Source organism: Pseudomonas oryzihabitans, from assembly GCF_007665395.1.
GTDB lineage: Bacteria > Pseudomonadota > Gammaproteobacteria > Pseudomonadales > Pseudomonadaceae > Chryseomonas > Chryseomonas psychrotolerans_C.
Map to the genome: position 1 here is coordinate 347,880 of NZ_VDND01000001.1, position 16,528 is coordinate 364,407.

At 66.7% G+C, this 16,528-nt stretch carries 17 protein-coding genes; 5 read left to right on the plus strand and 12 right to left on the minus strand.

The genetic code is table 11. The features are described 5' to 3' along the window. The first annotated feature begins 72 nt into the window (after positions 1-72). Both FSV73_RS01585 and fabI read left to right on the plus strand, forming a co-directional pair. Positions 73-1,698 carry a lytic transglycosylase domain-containing protein gene (locus FSV73_RS01585; RefSeq protein ID WP_145004151.1) on the plus strand — a complete coding sequence of 542 codons (1,626 nt, stop codon included), beginning with the start codon at positions 73-75 and terminating at the stop codon, positions 1,696-1,698. Between the two features lie 195 nt (positions 1,699-1,893). Further along, the gene (gene fabI, locus FSV73_RS01590) at positions 1,894-2,694 is read left to right on the plus strand and encodes an enoyl-ACP reductase FabI (protein ID WP_145002896.1); all 801 of its coding nucleotides are present in this window, start codon (positions 1,894-1,896) and stop codon (positions 2,692-2,694) included. Between the two features lie 56 nt (positions 2,695-2,750). On the opposite strand, the gene FSV73_RS01595 is transcribed toward fabI, so the two are convergent. The 12 genes from FSV73_RS01595 to FSV73_RS01650 form a co-directional block, all read right to left on the minus strand. Further along, positions 2,751-3,614 (minus strand): formate/nitrite transporter family protein, encoded by an 864-nt coding sequence (locus FSV73_RS01595; protein ID WP_145002899.1) that lies wholly within the window; start codon positions 3,612-3,614, stop codon positions 2,751-2,753. Next, on the minus strand, positions 3,614-3,859 hold the full coding sequence (locus FSV73_RS01600) for a hypothetical protein (protein ID WP_017640235.1): 246 nt from the start codon (positions 3,857-3,859) through the stop codon (positions 3,614-3,616). The genes FSV73_RS01595 and FSV73_RS01600 overlap by 1 nt, the downstream gene beginning before the upstream one ends. Before the next feature lie 94 nt (positions 3,860-3,953). Next, complete coding sequence (locus FSV73_RS01605) at positions 3,954-4,337, minus strand: response regulator (RefSeq protein ID WP_145002902.1); 384 nt, start codon at positions 4,335-4,337, stop codon at positions 3,954-3,956. A gap of 108 nt (positions 4,338-4,445) precedes the next feature. Continuing rightward, complete coding sequence (locus tag FSV73_RS01610; RefSeq protein WP_145002904.1) at positions 4,446-4,658, minus strand: hypothetical protein; 213 nt, start codon at positions 4,656-4,658, stop codon at positions 4,446-4,448. 237 nt (positions 4,659-4,895) lie between these two features. Further along, positions 4,896-6,161, minus strand: a complete 1,266-nt coding sequence (locus FSV73_RS01615; protein WP_437179254.1) for an OprD family porin — start codon at positions 6,159-6,161, stop codon at positions 4,896-4,898. A 196-nt stretch (positions 6,162-6,357) separates the two neighbouring features. After that, the gene (locus FSV73_RS01620) at positions 6,358-7,824 is read right to left on the minus strand and encodes an ABC transporter ATP-binding protein (RefSeq protein ID WP_260856007.1); all 1,467 of its coding nucleotides are present in this window, start codon (positions 7,822-7,824) and stop codon (positions 6,358-6,360) included. Further along, positions 7,821-8,642, minus strand: a complete 822-nt coding sequence (locus FSV73_RS01625; RefSeq protein WP_145002910.1) for an ABC transporter permease — start codon at positions 8,640-8,642, stop codon at positions 7,821-7,823. The genes FSV73_RS01620 and FSV73_RS01625 overlap by 4 nt, the downstream gene beginning before the upstream one ends. Beyond that, on the minus strand, positions 8,639-9,574 hold the full coding sequence (locus FSV73_RS01630; RefSeq protein ID WP_145002913.1) for an ABC transporter permease: 936 nt from the start codon (positions 9,572-9,574) through the stop codon (positions 8,639-8,641). Before FSV73_RS01630 ends, FSV73_RS01625 begins: the two co-directional genes overlap by 4 nt. Further along, complete coding sequence (locus FSV73_RS01635) at positions 9,571-11,112, minus strand: ABC transporter substrate-binding protein (protein ID WP_145002916.1); 1,542 nt, start codon at positions 11,110-11,112, stop codon at positions 9,571-9,573. The genes FSV73_RS01630 and FSV73_RS01635 overlap by 4 nt, the downstream gene beginning before the upstream one ends. Before the next feature lie 288 nt (positions 11,113-11,400). Then, positions 11,401-11,997, minus strand: coding sequence for an EF-hand domain-containing protein (locus FSV73_RS01640; RefSeq protein ID WP_145002919.1), 597 nt, complete (start codon positions 11,995-11,997; stop codon positions 11,401-11,403). A gap of 102 nt (positions 11,998-12,099) precedes the next feature. Beyond that, positions 12,100-13,158: an ATP-binding protein gene (locus FSV73_RS01645; RefSeq protein ID WP_145002922.1), complete on the minus strand. Its 1,059-nt coding sequence runs from the start codon at positions 13,156-13,158 to the stop codon at positions 12,100-12,102. A gap of 2 nt (positions 13,159-13,160) precedes the next feature. Further along, the gene (locus FSV73_RS01650) at positions 13,161-13,901 is read right to left on the minus strand and encodes a response regulator (protein WP_145002926.1); all 741 of its coding nucleotides are present in this window, start codon (positions 13,899-13,901) and stop codon (positions 13,161-13,163) included. A gap of 451 nt (positions 13,902-14,352) precedes the next feature. On the opposite strand from FSV73_RS01650, the gene FSV73_RS01655 reads away from it, so the two are divergent. The 3 genes from FSV73_RS01655 to FSV73_RS01665 all read left to right on the plus strand — a co-directional run bounded on the left by FSV73_RS01655 (position 14,353) and on the right by FSV73_RS01665 (position 16,219). Further along, positions 14,353-14,877 carry a sigma-70 family RNA polymerase sigma factor gene (locus FSV73_RS01655; RefSeq protein ID WP_222119432.1) on the plus strand — a complete coding sequence of 175 codons (525 nt, stop codon included), beginning with the start codon at positions 14,353-14,355 and terminating at the stop codon, positions 14,875-14,877. Next, positions 14,874-15,581 (plus strand): anti-sigma factor, encoded by a 708-nt coding sequence (locus FSV73_RS01660; RefSeq protein ID WP_145002929.1) that lies wholly within the window; start codon positions 14,874-14,876, stop codon positions 15,579-15,581. The genes FSV73_RS01655 and FSV73_RS01660 overlap by 4 nt, the downstream gene beginning before the upstream one ends. A 74-nt stretch (positions 15,582-15,655) precedes the next feature. After that, positions 15,656-16,219: a fasciclin domain-containing protein gene (locus FSV73_RS01665; RefSeq protein ID WP_145002932.1), complete on the plus strand. Its 564-nt coding sequence runs from the start codon at positions 15,656-15,658 to the stop codon at positions 16,217-16,219. The last annotated feature ends 309 nt before the right edge of the window (positions 16,220-16,528 follow it).

The following is a 16,528-nucleotide window of genomic DNA, read 5'->3' on the forward strand; positions in this document are numbered from 1 at the left end:
GGTTGTTCCTTGACCCCCGGGGGTGCGGTTCCTAGAATCGCCCATCCTCCAGCTCCCGGAATGCCCAGACTGATGCCGCCAGCGACGCCGAAAACCCGCGAAACAGACGTGCTGGCCACCTCTTTCAAAGTCTCGGCGCTGTGCCTCGCCCTCTTCCTCGCCGGTTGCCAGAGCAATCAGCAACCGGCGGATCGCGCCTATCAGGCCGATCTGGAAATGGCGCCCAACAAGATCCAGCGGCCGCCGGAATGGCTGCGCAAGGCCCCGGCGGCAGCGGCCACCAGCGGCGATATCTGGGATCGGGTCAGGGACGGCTACCAACTGCAAGGCGCGGGCGATAACGGCACCAACCCGCGCATCGATCGCCAGCGCCTCTGGTACGCCAGTCACGAAGCGGCCCTCTCCCAGTCCTGTAGCCGCGGTGCGCCCTACCTGCACTACATCGTCGAGCGCCTGGAAGAGCGCAACATGCCCCTGGAGCTGGCGCTGCTCCCGGTAGTGGAAAGCTCCTTCAACCCCAATGCCCTCTCCCGCAGCGCGGCGTCCGGCCTGTGGCAGTTCATTCCCACCACCGGCAAGTACTTCAACCTGCGCCAGACCCGCTTCTACGACGGTCGCCGCGACATCACCGCCTCGACCAACGCCGCCCTGGACTACCTGAGCAAGCTGCACGACATGTTCGGCGGTGACTGGCTGCTGGCCCTGGCCGCCTACAACGCCGGCGAAGGCACGGTCAGCCGCGCCATCGAGCGCAACCAGTCGCTCGGCCTGCCCACCGATTACTGGAACCTGTCCTCGCTGCCGCCCGAAACCCAGGACTACGTGCCCAAGCTGCTCGCCGTCTCCCAGATCGTGCGCAACCCCGCCGCCTATGGCCTCGCCCTGGAATCCATTCCCGACGAGCCCTACTTCGAGGTGGTGGACATCAAGCAGCAGCTGGACCTGACCCGGGTCGCGGAATTGGCGGACCTGGATGCCAACGAACTCTACCGGCTGAATCCCGCCTACACCCAGCGGGTGGCCATGGACGGTCCCAAGCACCTGCTGGTACCGGCAGAAAAGGCCAAGCGGCTCATGGCCACCCTGCCCACCATCGCCTCCGATGCCGTGGTGCAGTGGCAGGAGTACCGGGTCCGGCGGGGCGATACCCTGCGCAGCGTCGCCAAGCGCAATCGCGTGAGCGTCGAGCAGCTCACCGCACTGAACAAGCTCAGCAGCGGCAGCCGCCTGGCCGCGGGGCGTGAACTGCTGATCCCGCGCCGCGAGACCGGCAACACCACGACACCGCTCGAAACCATCGCCGTGGCCGAAGAGCCGGTGGTCCGCACCTACAAGGTCAGGACTGGCGATAGCCTCTGGTCCATCGCCCGGGCCAACGACGTGGAGCTGGGCGACCTCAAGCGCTGGAACGACCTCGGCAAGCGCGGCCTCAAGGTCGGTGAGACCCTCAAGCTGCACGGCAATGGCGGTGCGACCGAGACCGCCGCGGCCATCCCTGCGTCCTACACGGTCAAGACCGCCAAGGTGGCCGGCAAGGCCAGCAAGAGCGCCCCCACCTACTATCGGGTGAAGGCGGGCGATTCGCTGTACCAGATCGCCAAGCGCTACAACATCGGCGTCCAGGCCTTGCAGGACTGGAATCCACGCGTCGCCTCGGCCCTGACACCCGGCCAGACCCTGACCCTGTTCCTCAACTGAGCCGCGACCGCTCACCGCAGCGTTCATCCAGCGCTTTTGTCGCGGGTATCGACCTGCTACCTTACCGCCCCACCCGTGCCTGGCCCTCGAGAAGGGCCAGGCCAGATCTCGCTCTGACCCGCGCAGAGCCCTGCCCAACCCGGGACCCAGCCCTTTGGCTGCGGCCGGGGATTCAACACAGAAGAGGAAAAAACCATGGGATTTCTCGCCGGTAAGCGCGTTCTCATCGTCGGTGTCGCCAGCAAGCTGTCCATCGCCTCCGGCATCGCCGCCGCCATGCACCGCGAGGGCGCCGAGCTGGCCTTCACCTACCAGAACGAGAAGCTCAAGGGCCGCGTCGAGGAATTCGCCGCCGGTTGGGGCTCCGGTCCCGAGCTGTGCTTCCCCTGCGACGTCGCCGACGACGCCCAGATCGAAGCCGTCTTCGCCGAGCTGGCGAAGAAGTGGGACGGCCTGGACTGCATCGTGCACTCGGTGGGCTTCGCCCCCGGCGACCAGCTGGACGGCGACTTCACCGCCGTGACCACTCGCGATGGCTTCAAGATCGCCCACGACATCAGCGCCTACAGCTTCGTCGCCCTGGCCAAGGCCGGTCGCGAACTGATGCGCGGCCGTAACGGCAGCCTGCTGACCCTGTCCTACCTGGGTGCCGAGCGCACCATGCCCAACTACAACGTCATGGGCATGGCCAAGGCCAGCCTCGAGGCCGGCGTACGCTACCTGGCCGGCAGCCTCGGCCCGGAAGGCACCCGCGTCAACGCGGTGTCCGCCGGTCCCATCCGCACCCTGGCGGCCTCGGGCATCAAGAGCTTCCGCAAGATGCTGGCCGCCAACGAGCGCCAGACCCCCCTGCGTCGCAACGTCACCATCGACGAAGTCGGCAACGCCGGCGCCTTCCTCTGCTCGGACCTGGCGTCGGGCATCAGCGGCGAGATCCTCTACGTCGACGGCGGCTTCAACACCACCGCCATGGGCCAGCTCAACGACGACGAGTGATAGCGGCGGCTGCCTGATCACTGCGAAGGGCCGGCAATATGCCGGCCCTTCTGCTTTCAGCTGTCGCTCCGTACCTGGGCGTGGCTGATCAGCGCGAAGATCAGGCTACCCCCGACGATGTTGCCGGCCAGGGTGGGGCCGGCGAAGGTCAGCCAGAAATCCCCCCAGCTCGCTTCCCCGGCGAACACCAGATAGGCGACCTCCAGGCTGCCCACCACAATGTGGGTGAAGTCACCCAGGGCCATCAGGTAGGTGACGAGCACGATGATCCAGATCTTGGCGCTTTCCGCGGAGGGCAGCATCCAGACCATGGTCGCGATCATCCAGCCGGAGACTATGCCCTTGGCGAACATGGTCGAGGCGTCGTTTTCCATGACATGGGTACCGATCTCGAGAAATTTCGCATCGGTCTTGGCATCGAACAGTGGCAGATGCAGGATCACGTAGGCCACCAGGATGGTGCCTAGCAGATTCCCCACCAGCACGACTCCCCACAGGCGCGCCAGGCGGCCGAAATTGTGCAGCGTGGGTTCGCTCATCACCGGCAGCACCGCGGTCAGGGTGTTTTCCGTGAACAGCTGCTGCCGCGCCAGGATCACCGCCAGGAAACCAGCCGAATAGCCGAAGCTGGCGATGACCTTGCTGTAGCCGCCTTCTGGCAGGTTGGCGTTGAGCAACCCCATGGCCATCAGCGACAGCCCCATGGTCAGGCCCGCCGCCAGCGCCGACCAGAACAACGCTGCCAGGGTCCGCTCGAGTTCGTGATCACCCTGGGTCCGGATGATCTCGTGCAGGACCGCGGCCCGTGGCAGCTGATTTTCGTCGACATCCTCCGCTTCTTCACGAGTCAGCTCCGGATCATCCGGACCCGACTCCTGACCCTGTCGAGGTTCTTCGGCCTTTCCTTGGTCTCGGTTCATCAGACGGCCTGCTCGTCCCAGAGGAGTTCATCGTCATCGCCGATTTCGGTCACGCGATTGAGCGCCGCATCGGCCGCCTCCTCCGCCTCGGAAGCCAGATCGAAATGACGCTCGGTGGCGACCTTGTGAAAGGTCGGATGCGCATCTTCCCGGCGTGCCTTGACGGCAATGACGGCTTCGAATCCCTGTTCAGCCGGAACGGCGGACGAGATCGCTTCGTGATGAGTGAAATGCTTGATGGCCATGGACGGCGATGTCTCCCAACCTGCGGCGACCGGACTGGTCGCGCCTGGTCAATAGACTACCCAAGCGGAAAAACGATCTCTGGCGGAGCGCCGATCAGGCGCCGAGAAGCTTTTGCACCTGCAGGTGCAGGCGTTCGAGGGAAAACGGCTTGGTCAGCAGCGGGACCTTGCCCAGCAACGGCGATCCGGTGTCGATGATCTCCGCCGGGTAGCCACTGATGAACAGCACCTTGAGATCGGGACGCAGCTTGAGGGCGGGCTCGGCGATCTTCACGCCAGACACCCCGTCGGGCAGCCGGAAGTCGGTGATCAGCAGGTCGAGACAGGGGCGGCCCGCCAGGATAGTGAAGGCCTCCAACGATGAAGGCGCCTGCAGGACGGTATAGCCAAGTTCGGAAAGGTAGTCCGCCAGAATCATCAAGATCTGCGGCTCATCCTCGACTACCAGGACAACCTTGCCAGTTTCCGCACTCACCATCTAACCCCTGTAGCCACGCGCTCGGCTCCCTTGGACAGGCGATGCCGATAAAGTTCCGCTCTGAGAAAAGGTAACGGGCCGCCAGCCAGAGCCGGCGACCCATAAGCCTTACTGCTGTTGCTTCTGGCCTTGCTCATTGATGGTGGTCTTGCCGGCACCGGTCGCCGCACCTGCACCCTCACCGGTCTTCTGACCCGACGGGGTACCCATGCCAGCGCTGTTGGCCTTCGGCGGATTACCGGCGGTCTCGGTGGCGAAAGCGGCACCACTGACGGCGATCAGGCCAGCGAACATCAAGGCGGCGGTTTTCTTTGCGTTCATGGTAGGACTCCAGGTTGATTGGACACTGTTTAGGCAGGCCAAGCGCCGATTCGTTCTCTCACCTCGAACGCAGGTGCTGTAACCGAATGCGAAGCAACGCAACGATACCGCTGCCCCCTGGCCGCCCGCTCCAGAGCCGCCGGGCTGCTGGCGATTCCGGACGCATCGCCGCGCATCGCTTGGCGCGACTGTGACCCTACGCCCGGCCCTGGCCGGGATGACCACCACTGGCCACCTTCACAACAGGCGCAAGGGATAGTCGAGGATCACCCGCAGCTGGTCGACCGAGCCTCCCGTGGACAGCGAGCCGCGATGCCAGGCCTGGCGGACCCTGATCGACAGGCCCTTGGCCGAACCGGACTGCAGGGTGTAGCGGCCCTCCACGTTCAGCTCCCGCTCCTGGTCGTCGGCGCCATAGAGGCCACGATAGGCACTGGTCGCCGGTAGCTGGCTGCCGTCGATATCGGTGCCCTTGATGTAGCGGGTCATGAAGCTCAGGCCCGGCACCCCCAGGGTCTTGAAGTTGAGGTCGTAACGCGCCTGCCAGGACCGCTCGCCCGGCGCGTTGAAGTCCGAGAACATCGAGGCATTGCCGAGGAACAGACCGCCGCCCACCCGGTTGTTGTCACCCAGCCCGATATAGTCGAAGGGCGTATCGCCATCGATCCGCTGCCAGCCGAGGGTGAAGGTCTGGGCGCCCTGGCTGTAAGCGGCTGCCAGGCTGTAGGAGGTATTGTCGATGGGGCCGGCCTTGGCCGCGCCGGTGTCCAGGGTGCGGTAGAGATTGACGTCGACGGTCAGTGCCTGGGTCGCCGAGAGCGGCTGCACCAGGTTGAAGTTGCCGTAGTACTGGTTCCAGATGTCGTCGAGCTGGGCGGCATAGAGCGACAGGCTGACACCCTTGGCCAGGCTGTACTTGCCGCCGGCGAAGTCGACATGGTCGGCCCGCCGCCGGGCGTAGCCGGCCCAGAGGTCGCCATCGCGGTTGGTGCTGACCTGATCGGTGCCGGCCGTGAAGTGGCCGGCCTCCAGGGCCAGGTCAGGCGCCTCGGTACTCAGCAGGCTCCAACCGGTCGCGCTCTGCGGCAACAGTCGGCTGGTACTGATGGCGAACACCGGCGCCGTGGGTAGCTGCTGGCCATAGCGCACCACCGTCTTGCCCAGGCGTACCTTGGCCGCCGCACCGGCACGGGCATATTCGTCGGCGGGTTCGTTGCCGGCATGGACCGGCAGGTTGCCGGTGCCACGCCGGCCGGGACCGCCATCGAGCTTGAGTCCCAGATAGCCGAAGGTATCGATGCCCAAGCCAACGGTGCCCTGGGTGAACCCGGACTGGTAGTCGAGCAGGAAGCCCTGGGTCCAGTCCTGCTGGTCCGCCCGGCCATTGCGACGATCGCTGCCGAAGTAGTAGTTGCGCAGGGTCAGGGTGAGCTTGCTGTCTTCCAGGAAGCCCTCGGCCGCGGCGTCCTGCCCCCCTCCCAGCAGCGCACAGCTGCCCAGCATACCCAACGCCAGAGGCGCGACCAGGGCGCCTCGCTTCTGCTGACGCCCGGTCGGTGCCGTTCCTTGTTGATAGTGCGAGCTATCCATGAAGTCCTCTGCCTGTGATAGGCCATTCGATAGGGTTGAAACAGGCGCGCATCGCCGCCTTGGTGGCACGCCTTGCCAGAGGCCCGCGTAGGCCACGCGGGCCGAGATCTCAGCTCAGGGATGGCGCCACTGGACGAAGCTGCCCTGCAGCAGGTGCCAGTGCTGTCGCTGCCGGGGTGCTGGTGGCCAGATGGATACGCCGATCGGCCACCGCGTCGACCAGGGCTTCGTCGTGGCTGACCAGCAGGATCGCCGTGCCGAAGGCTTCGGCGGTCTCGACCAGCAGCTCGACCATTTCCTTCTGAGTGATGAGATCCAGCCGCGAACTGGGTTCGTCGGCGAAAATCAGCGCAGGATCGAGCAGCAGCACGCGCAACAGGGAAAAGCGTTGCAGTTCGCCGCCGGAGATATTGCCCGGCAGCCGATCCAGCAGCCGCTCGTCCAGGCGCAGGCGCTGCATCAGCCGGCCGATCCGCGACGCATCCAGACGGTGCAGCCGGACCAGGTCCGCCAGCAGCTGGCGCAGCGTCACCGAGGGCGCGAAGGCGGCCACCGGGTCCTGATGCAGCTTCTGGAAGGCGAACCGACTCAGGCCCGCGCGCCGGCGGATGGCTCCAGCGCTGGGATCGGTCAGACCCAGCAGGATGTCGCCGAGGGTCGACTTGCCACAGCCGGAAGGCCCGGTCACCCCGAGGATCTCGCCGGCCCTGACCGTGAAGGACAGGCCCTCGAACAGCTGCTTGCCACCGCGCCGGGCGCAGAGATCCTCGACCGTGACCACCGCCTCGTCGGCGAGCCGTTGCGGTGGGCGCTGCGACCACTGCGCGGGATCGGCGGCCAGCAATTGGCGGGTGTAGGCATGCTGGGGCTGGTCGAGGACCTGAGCGGCCGGGCCGGACTCGATCACCCGCCCCTTGAGCATGATCATCACCTCGCCACCCAGCCGCCGGGCGATCTCCAGGTCATGGGTGATGATCAGCAGGCTGCCTCCCTCGGCGAGCATCGCCTGGAGCAGCTCGATGACCTCGTCGATCCGGTCGCGATCCAGGCCCTTGGTGGGTTCATCGGCGATCAATACCGGCGAGCCGCCCGCATGGGTCGCGGCGAAGGCCAGGCGCTGCGCCATGCCGCCCGACAGCTGGAACGGATACTTGCGCTCGGCGCCCGCCAGACCCAGCCGTGTCAGGTCCGCCGACGCCTGCTCCCGGGCCTGAGCGGAGGATAGACCAACCACCTGGGTGTAGGTCTCGGTCACCTGGGCGAGCGCCTTCATCGTCGGGTCCAGGCTCAGCCAGGGCTCCTGGGGCAGGACCGCGAGCCCCCTGCCCCAGTGCTGCCGGCGGCCCGCCTGCCGGCCCTCCTCGCTGAAGCCGTCTGGCAGGCCGATCTGGCCGATGGCCTGGAGTCCCGCCGGCAGGTTACCGACCACGCCCTGGGCGAAGAGACTCTTGCCGGAGCCGGTCTCACCGATGATCGACAGCACCTGGCCTGGCGCCAGGCGGATCGACAGCGGTTCCACGAGTTGCGCCTGGGCGGTACGGATCTCCAGCGCCGTGGTGGTGAGCGACGAGGTCATGGCTTGCGCCCTCCGGTGATGAGCATCAGCGACAGTACGGTGAGAAAGATCGCGAGGATCGGCAGGGCGATGACGAAGGGTGCTTCGGCGTGATACGGCAGCAATTCGGTGATCATCAGCCCCAACTCGGCGGTGGGCGGCCGGACGCCGATGCTGACGAAGCCGAGCGCGGCGATGGCCATGATGGTCGAGGCAGCGCCGAAGGCGGCGATGGTCAGCAGGACCGGCGCCAGCTGCGGCCAGAGGTGCCGGCGGATGATATAGGCCGGGCCGAAGCCCAGCAGCTGGCTGGCGGCCACGGCGGGCGACGCCAGCACGGTACGGGACAGCGCGCGGGTCATGCGGAAGTATTCCACCCACAGCACCAGGGCGACGGCGCTGTAGAGGGCGATGAAGGAGCCGGGGAACACGGCGACGATCAGCAGCACCAGCAGCAGGCCCGGCAGTGCCAGGAACAGCTCGGCCAGACCGCCCAGCAACTTGTCGACCAGCCCCCCTTTCCAAGCGGCCAGGATGCCCAGCAGCACCCCCGGCAGCGCCGCGGTGCAGACGCTGATGAAGGCCAACCCCAGGGAGAAGCGCACGGCCACCGCCAGCCGCGCGAGCATGTCCCGCCCCAGGTGGTCGGTACCCAGGGGATAGGCCCCGCTCGGCGCCGCCAGAATCGCCAGATAATCCTGGCGGGCGATGTCACCCGGCCACAGCAGCGGCGTGAGCACGGCGAAGGCGATCAGGGACGCCAACAGACCCAGGCCCAGCCAGCGCGCCGAGGCACGCGCCGGTGGCGCCGCCAGGGCGACGGTACTTTCCAGATTCATGCGTTGCTCCCGCGCGGGTCGATCAGGTGGTTGGCGAGATCGACGAGGGTATTGAGGATCACGAACAGCAGACCCATCGCCAGGGCCGTGCCCTGCACCATGGGCACGTCACGCTGGACGATGGCATGCACCAACCCGTGGCCGATGCCCGGCCAGGCGAACAGCGTCTCCACCACCACCACACCCTCGATCAGGTACACCAGCTGCACCCCGAGATAGGTCACCACCGGCACACCGATATTGCGCAGGCCGTGGCGCAGGAACACCCCGGCGCCCCTCAGGCCCTTGAGCCGACCGAAGGCGTAGTAGGCGGAGGCCGCCACCTCGACCGTCGCATCCCGGGCTACCCGCGAGGACACGGCGGCCAGGCCCAGGGCCAGGGTCAGCGTCGGCAGCACGCTGTGCCAGAAGGTGCCGTGCCCGGCCGCCGGGAGCAGGTTCCAGGCGATGGCGAAGAGCAGCACGAAGAGTACGCCGAGGACGAATTGCGGCAACGCCCGGATCGCGGTGGTCAGCACCAGCAGACCGCGATCCAGCAGGCTGCCCGGACGCAGGCCAGCCACGACGCCCAGCGGCGGGCCGAGCAGCAGCGACACGCCGACGGCGCCGACCGCCAGGCGGATGGAGCTGCCCAGCTCATGGGCGACCACCTCCACCACCGGCTTGTCCGATACCAGCGAGCGGCCGAGGTCCAGGGTCAGGAGGTCGCCGATCCAGGCCAGCAGGCGCCAGAACAGCGGCTGATCGAGGTTGAGCTCGGCGCGCACCGCGTCGGCGGCCGCGGTATCCACCAGATCGTAGCCATAGCGCCCGGCCGCGATGCGGTAGGCGGCGTCTCCGGGAAGCAGACTCATGAACAGGAAGGTGAGTCCCCCTACCAGCAGGGCAACCAGGCCGGCCTGCAGCAGGCGGAAGGCGAGCAGGCGCGTCATTGGGCCCACCGCATCTTGCTGAGGCCGAAGGTGCGCTCGAAGGGATCGATGCTGGCCCCTTCGACGGCATCCGAGACGGCCAGGGTCTGGCGGTACCAGGCGACCGGGATGACCGGCAGCTCCTGCTGGACCTGGGCCATGGCGGCGTAGCGCTGGCGCTGCTGTTCGGCCGGGTCGTCGCTGGCCAGCAGCGCATCCAGGGCCTGATCGAAGGCGGCGTTCTTCCAGCCCAGCGGCCCCCATTCGGCGCCACCCTTGGCGAAATCGTTGAGCAGGGTGACCAGGGGATCGGGTACCAGGGCGAAATTGCGACCATAGAGGGCGAGCTGCAACGTACCGTCCTTGTAGGCGGCCGGGATGGCGCTGGAGTTCTCCACGGCGACCTCGACGTCTACCCCCACCTCGCGCAGCTGTGCCTGGAGGGCGGTGGCGATCAGGGGCAGCTCGGGCCGATCGGAATAGGTCAGCAGCTTGAGCTTGAGCGGCTTGCCCTCCTTCTCCAGGATCCCGTCGGCGCCGGGTGTCCAGCCCTGCTTGGCCAGCAGCGCGCGCGCCGCCGCGGGGTCATAGGCCAGGGGGACCAGCTGCGGGTCATGCCAGGCGGGCACATTCCGGGCGAACAACTGGGTCGCCCCCGTACCCGGCGCCCGCAGCACCGCCGCGGCCACGCCCTCCCGCTGGATGGCCAGGCTGAGCGCCTGGCGTACCTCCACCGGTGCGGTGGCACCCGCGCCGGAATTCGGGGTCAGCAGCACCACCCGCGGGATCGGCTCGATCAGCACCTTGAGGCTGCTGGAGCGCTTGAGCCGGGCGATGCTCGGCGGATCGATCTGGAACACCAGCTCGGCATCGCCGCTTTCCGCCATCAGGGTCCGCGTCTCACCACGGCCCGCAGCCAGGTAGGAGGTCCTGGCGATCTGCGGCTGGGCGCCCCAGTAGCCGGCGAAGCGTTCCGCGGCCAGCCGCTGCGGCGGCTCCAGCAGGGTCAGGCGGTAGGGTCCGGTACCGAGGATCTTCTGTACCTTGCCATCGGCATCGTAGGCACTGGGCGCCAGGATATTGGTGGACGAATGGGCCAGCAGTGCCAGCAGCGGCTTGAATGGCTTCTCGAGCTGAATCACCACCTCGTTGCCGGAGGCGGTAACCGAGGCTATGCCAGCCTGCTTGAGCACGCCGGGCTTGCCGCGCGCCACGTTCAGGGCAGCGGCAGCCGCGGCCGCGGTGAGCTCGCTGTCGTCATGGAATTTCACCCCCTGGCGAATGGCCAGGCGCCAGGTCCGGCCATCCGCCGACTCCGTCCAGCGCTCGGCCAAGCCGGGCACCGGCCGGCCCTGGGCATCGACGTCGAGCAGCGTCTCGGCAATCTGCATCCGCTGGAAGACCAGGCCTGAGATGGACGGATCCAGCCCGCCGATCTCGAAGGGACCCACCACGTCGAAGACGCGTTCCTCGGCGATGGAAAGCGGGGGAAGGAAGGCGACCAGGGTCGCCACGGCAGCAGCCGTCAGGGCCGTACGCAGGGGGCGGGATGAGAGCATGACAGTCCTTGTGAGAACGAAATGCCGCTGCCGGCCAGGGAGACGGCGACAGCGGCAGGCCAAAAGAGGCGCACGTTATATCATAACGTTTTCGTTGAAGAACCTAGCCCAGCCCTTGTGGCAACATCTTGAAACAGCTAAGGATTCTTGGTCCCCGGACCTGAGTCAGGCGTGGTCATCAGCCTGACTGTTGACTGACCGCGCCGCACGGATCAGCAGCCGAAAGACACTACCGTGTTCTGGAGGCGGACGACCCAGGCCGCCCGCCTCTCCAGCGGCGGCCTTGGCTCAGGCAGCGATGTTCAGGGTGCTGCCCAACGACGCGCTGCTGCCAGCGCTACCGATGCTCTGGTACTGGCGCAATACCGCCTGAACCAGCTGGTCGTAGGAACTCGACGAGCTCTGGGCCGTGGCCGTGGTATCGCTGCCGTCGTCCTCGCTGCCGCCTGGCGGCGGCGGTGGCGGCGGCTGGCGGGAGCTCGAGGCACCCCCGAGGCCCTGGACGCCGGTATCGCTGGCGTCTGCGGTGCTCGCCTGACCCGTAGCGCCGCTGGAGGGCGGCGCGAAAGCCGCAGCGAATTCGTTCTCGCCGACAGCGCCATCACCATCCTGGTCGAGCAGGCCGAGCAACTGGTCGACATCGATGCCATTGCTGTCATCGGTGCTGGTGTCGGTATCGCTCGCGGCGCTGGCGGCGGTGGTCAGCTCGCTTTTACTGATGGAGCCGTCGCCATCGCTGTCGAGCTTGGCGAACAGCTTCTTCAGCGGGTTATCAGCGTCGCTGCTAGTGGTGCTGCTAGTAGTGCTGGTGCTGGTGCTGGTGCCTTTGATCGCGCTGGCACTGCTGTAGTAGCTGGAGTAGCCACTGCCTATTCCGCTGATCATGGACGTTTCTCCCGGGAAAGGCGGACGTTAGTGTTCCGCGCCTATTAGTATCCGCGTGCCAGATGTCGGCAATTTGCCCACTTTGTAGGCCAGGCGATACATCTAGTGGCGCGGTAGCACTACCTGGCAGGTCAAGCCGCCACCGAGCGTCGTTCCGAGGGTCAGGTCGCCGCCCATGTGCGCTGCCGCCTCCCGGGCGATGGCCAGGCCCAGTCCGGTGCCACCCGAGGCGCGATTACGCGAGCCTTCCAGGCGATAGAAGGGCTCGAAGACGGCTTCCCGATATTGCACGGGGATGCCCTGGCCATGGTCGACGATGCTGATGACCAGCCGTTCCGGCTGCTCGGCAAGGTGGATTTCCGCATGGCCGGCGTAGCGCAGGGCATTCTGGAGCAGGTTGGCGAGGCAGGAGCGCAGAGCCATGGGCGCTACCCGCAGCGGCTGGCACGTGCCCGCGACTACAACCTGGCCACCCTCCTCCGCCGCATCTTCCGCCATGGCCTCGACCAAGGCCTGGACGTCGCAGAGCAGCGGACGCTCCTCGCGGTGTTGTTCGCGCAGGTACCTCAGGGTGCCGTCGAGCAGCTCGATCATGTCATCCACGTCCTGGCTGACCCGGGCATGCAGCCGGGGATCGTCGATGTCTTCGATCCGCAGCTTCACCCGTGCCAGGGGCGTCCGCAAGTCATGGGAGATCGCCGTGAGCATGCGCCCGCGCTGTTGCAGCTGATCGAGCAGATGCTGGTGCATCCGGTTGAGCGCTCGTGCGGCTTCGCGGGTTTCCCGCGGTCCGGTGACGGGGATGGGTGGGCCATCCAGGTTATGGCTCAGGTGCTCGGCGGTCTCGGTCAGCTGGCGCAGCGGCCGGGTCAGCAGCCTAGCGCCCAGCCAGGCTGCACATACCAGCGAACCCAGCTGGAAGATCAGCGGGCCACCCAGCAGCCACTCGAGGCGCCGCCAGACGCCAGGCTCGCGACCGGCGAAATGCTCGGGCGGCGGCGGAGGTCGGTCGAAGGACGCCTCTCCGGCCATCGGTGGCGGCGGCGGCGGACGTTCGCCGAGGCCATGCCGGAACCAGAAGAACGCCAGCAGATGCCCCAGCAGGATGGCCAGCAGGAAGACGCCGAACAGCCGGGCGAACAGGGTATCCAGGCGGCGCATGACTAGTGCCCTATCTGCCTGGCATCGAACAGATAGCCTTCGCCGCGGACGGTCTTGATCAGCCGCGGTGCGCGGGGGTCGTCACCGAGCTTGCTGCGCAACCGCGAGACCTGGAGATCGATGCTGCGATCGAAGGCTTCGATCGCCCGTCCGCGGGTGGCATCGAGCAACTGTTCGCGGCTCAGTACCTGCCGCGGTTGCTCGATGAAGACCCACAGCAAGCGCACCTCGGCGTTGGACAGTGGAACCATGACCCCGCTCGGGGAATGCAGCTGGTGCAGGACGCCATCGAGCTTCCAGCCGTCGAAGCTGACACTGGTCCGCGGTGCCTTGCGCCGCGCGGTCCGGCCGTCCTGGGTGCGACGCAGCACCGACTGGATGCGCGCCACCAGCTCACGCGGCTCGAAGGGCTTGGCCATGTAGTCGTCGGCGCCCAGCTCGAGCCCCAGGATGCGGTCGGCCGGCTCGCATTGGGCCGTCAGCATGAGGATGGGAATGCCGCTGTCGCGCCGCAGCGAGCGACAGAGCGAAAGCCCATCCTCGCCGGGCAGCATGAGGTCCAGCACGACCAGGTCGAAGGTCTCCTCGGCCAGCGCCTGGTGCATCTCCACGCCGTCTCCGACCCCGCGCGCGCTGATACTGAACCGCGCCAGGTAACCGCAGATCAGTTCGCGGATCGACGGATCGTCATCCACCAGCAGGATGCGCGAAGTCCAGCGCGGGGATTCGGAAGACAGCGACATCGGGGCTACCTGAAGGGTCGTACGATCTGAACGCGCATGCTAGCCGCTCAGCGCGACGGACAGCTACCGATTGCCTTGTAGCCTTGTGTAAAGCTGGTCAAGGCGCGGACACGAAAGCCCGGACCGGCCGGCTGACGCGCTTCCTCAACCCGGTGGACTACAGGACCCGACCCTCGCTCACGATTGCGCAAGATCGGGAAGGATGCTAAATCGGTCGAAGCGAAGCGGTACGTCCGGCACCGTGACGGAGTCCGGCGCCAGCCCGTGCGGCTGGCAGCGGATGACGGCTTCATCGCCAGCACGTCAGGCACCGGCGTTGCGGTACTTCCTGCGTTCGCACAGACATCGCCGACTTCGATTCCGTGGCCCTCGTCCCGCAGCTCCGCCAGGAACCTCTTTCTTGACGACCAGACCACCCGCCCCCGCCATTCCAGACGTCGATGCAGAGCCCGTGGCGCTCGGCGTCCTGCTGCAGGCCTGCGGCCAGGGCAATCGCCTGGCGTTCGAGACCCTTTACCGCGTGACGTCGAGCAGGCTGTTCGGCGTGTGCCTGCAATACCTGGAAAATCGCGCGGAGGCCGAGGAGGTCTTGCAGGAGGTGTATACCAGCGTCTGGCTGAAGGCGAGCACCTACGACCCCCAGCGGTCCGCCGCCATCACCTGGCTGGCGACCATCGCCCGGCACAAGGCCATCGACCGACGGCGCGCGCAGCCACGCCATGAACCTCTTGACGACCTGGAAGAGCGTCCGAGCGCGGAGTCCGTGGCGGAAGCCTTCGAGGCGGAGCGCCAAAGGCGCCAGATCGACCGTTGCCTGGAAACACTGGGAAAGGACCAGCAGACCTACATCCGGGTCGCCTTCTTCGAGGGCTACTCCTACGCCGAGTTGGCCGCGCGCCACCGTATCGCGCTGGGAACGATGAAGAGCTGGATTCGTCGAGGGCTCCTACAACTGCGAGCGTGCCTGGGACTATGAACGACCACGACCTGCCACCGCTCGACCAGCCTTCGCTGCTGATCGCCGAGTATGCCCTGGGCGTGCTCTCCGCCGCCGAACGGACTCAGGTGGAAGAACTGCTGCAGCAGGATCCCAGTTACCAGCAGCAGTTGGCGGTCTGGCAGCGACACTTCGCGGAATGGCTCGCGGAGTTTCCCGCCGTCGAGCCGCCCGCTCACGTCTGGCATGGTATCCAGCAACGACTATTCGCCACGACGGACCAGCCGCCGGAACCACCCCGGCCCTGGGACAACGCTCGGCTCTGGCGCTGGACCACGGTCGTGGCCCTGGCCGCCTCGCTGGTGCTGGCCGTATTGCTGGTGCTGCGTCCGGCCCAGGTAGCGGCGCCCACGCTGCTGGCGCGTCTGGAGCAGAGCGATGGTCGCCTGGTCTTCAGCGCTACCCTGCAGCCTGACGGCGGACAGGTCCTGTTCGTACCCGCTGGCACGTCCCGCTGGCCTGGCCAGAGCGCCGAGGCCTGGCTCATCACGGCCGACGGCAAGCCCCACTCGCTGGGTCTGCTCCGCGACGACGCAGCGGTCGCGCTGACCGTGCCTGCCGGACTGGCGAAGGCGGTTGCGGGCGGAACCGTGCTCGCGGTTTCTCTCGAGCCTCCGGCAGGCTCTCCGACCGGCTCACCCACGGGGCCGGTCATCGCCCAGGGTAAAATAATCGCGCTGTGATGCATCCGTTTCGCTGGCCGCTCCGTACATTCATCACCCTCATCCGGAGGGCCGAAGAACTCAGGAGACGCATCATGCATACCTTTCTACAACGACTCGCCGCTGTAGCCAGTTTCGCGATCCTTTGCGCCACCGCTTCGCTCAGCTTCGCCGCCGACACCGTGATGGTAGGCGGTGCGCCCATGTATCCCTCCAAGACCATCGTCGAGAACGCGGTCAACTCCAAGGACCACACCACCCTGGTGGCGGCGGTCAAGGCGGCCGGCCTGGTCGACACCCTCAACGGCAGCGGCCCCTTCACCGTCTTCGCCCCGACCAACGAAGCCTTCGCCAAGCTCCCGGCCGGCACGGTCGATACCCTGGTCAAGCCCGAACACAAGGCTGACCTGACCAAGATCCTGACGTACCACGTGGTGCCGGGTACCCATACCGCCAAGCAGCTGATGACCGAAGCCAAGGCGCACGGCGGCATGGTCAAGCTGAAGACGGTCCAGGGGGAAGACCTGACCATCAAGCTGCACAACGGCAAGCTCTGGGTCGTCGACGCCAAGGGCGGCAAGGCCGCCGTCACCATTGCCGACGTGATGCAGTCGAACGGCGTGATCCATGTTGTGGATACCGTGTTGATGCCGAAGTAAGACGTCAGGTCCGGCGGGCACTTGAATAGAGTGTCCGCTGGATCGAGCGGTGGTGGTCATGGAGGCTGAATTCCGTAGGGGCTTTCAAAATGCCCGCGTTTGCACAGCCCCCTTTCCCGCGCTCTTCCCTGCATTGCAGAAGAGCGAAGCCAAGTAGCTCGACGGCTTCGTCCGCTTCATCAAAGCGGATGCCGCGCTGCTCTAGGCGCTCGAGACCGTAAGTGGACCACGTCGCCCGCGGCTACAACGGCCCGGCCTACAAGTGAAGCCGGAGCGCGTATTCGCCCGCTACAGCGCTGCCCAGACGAG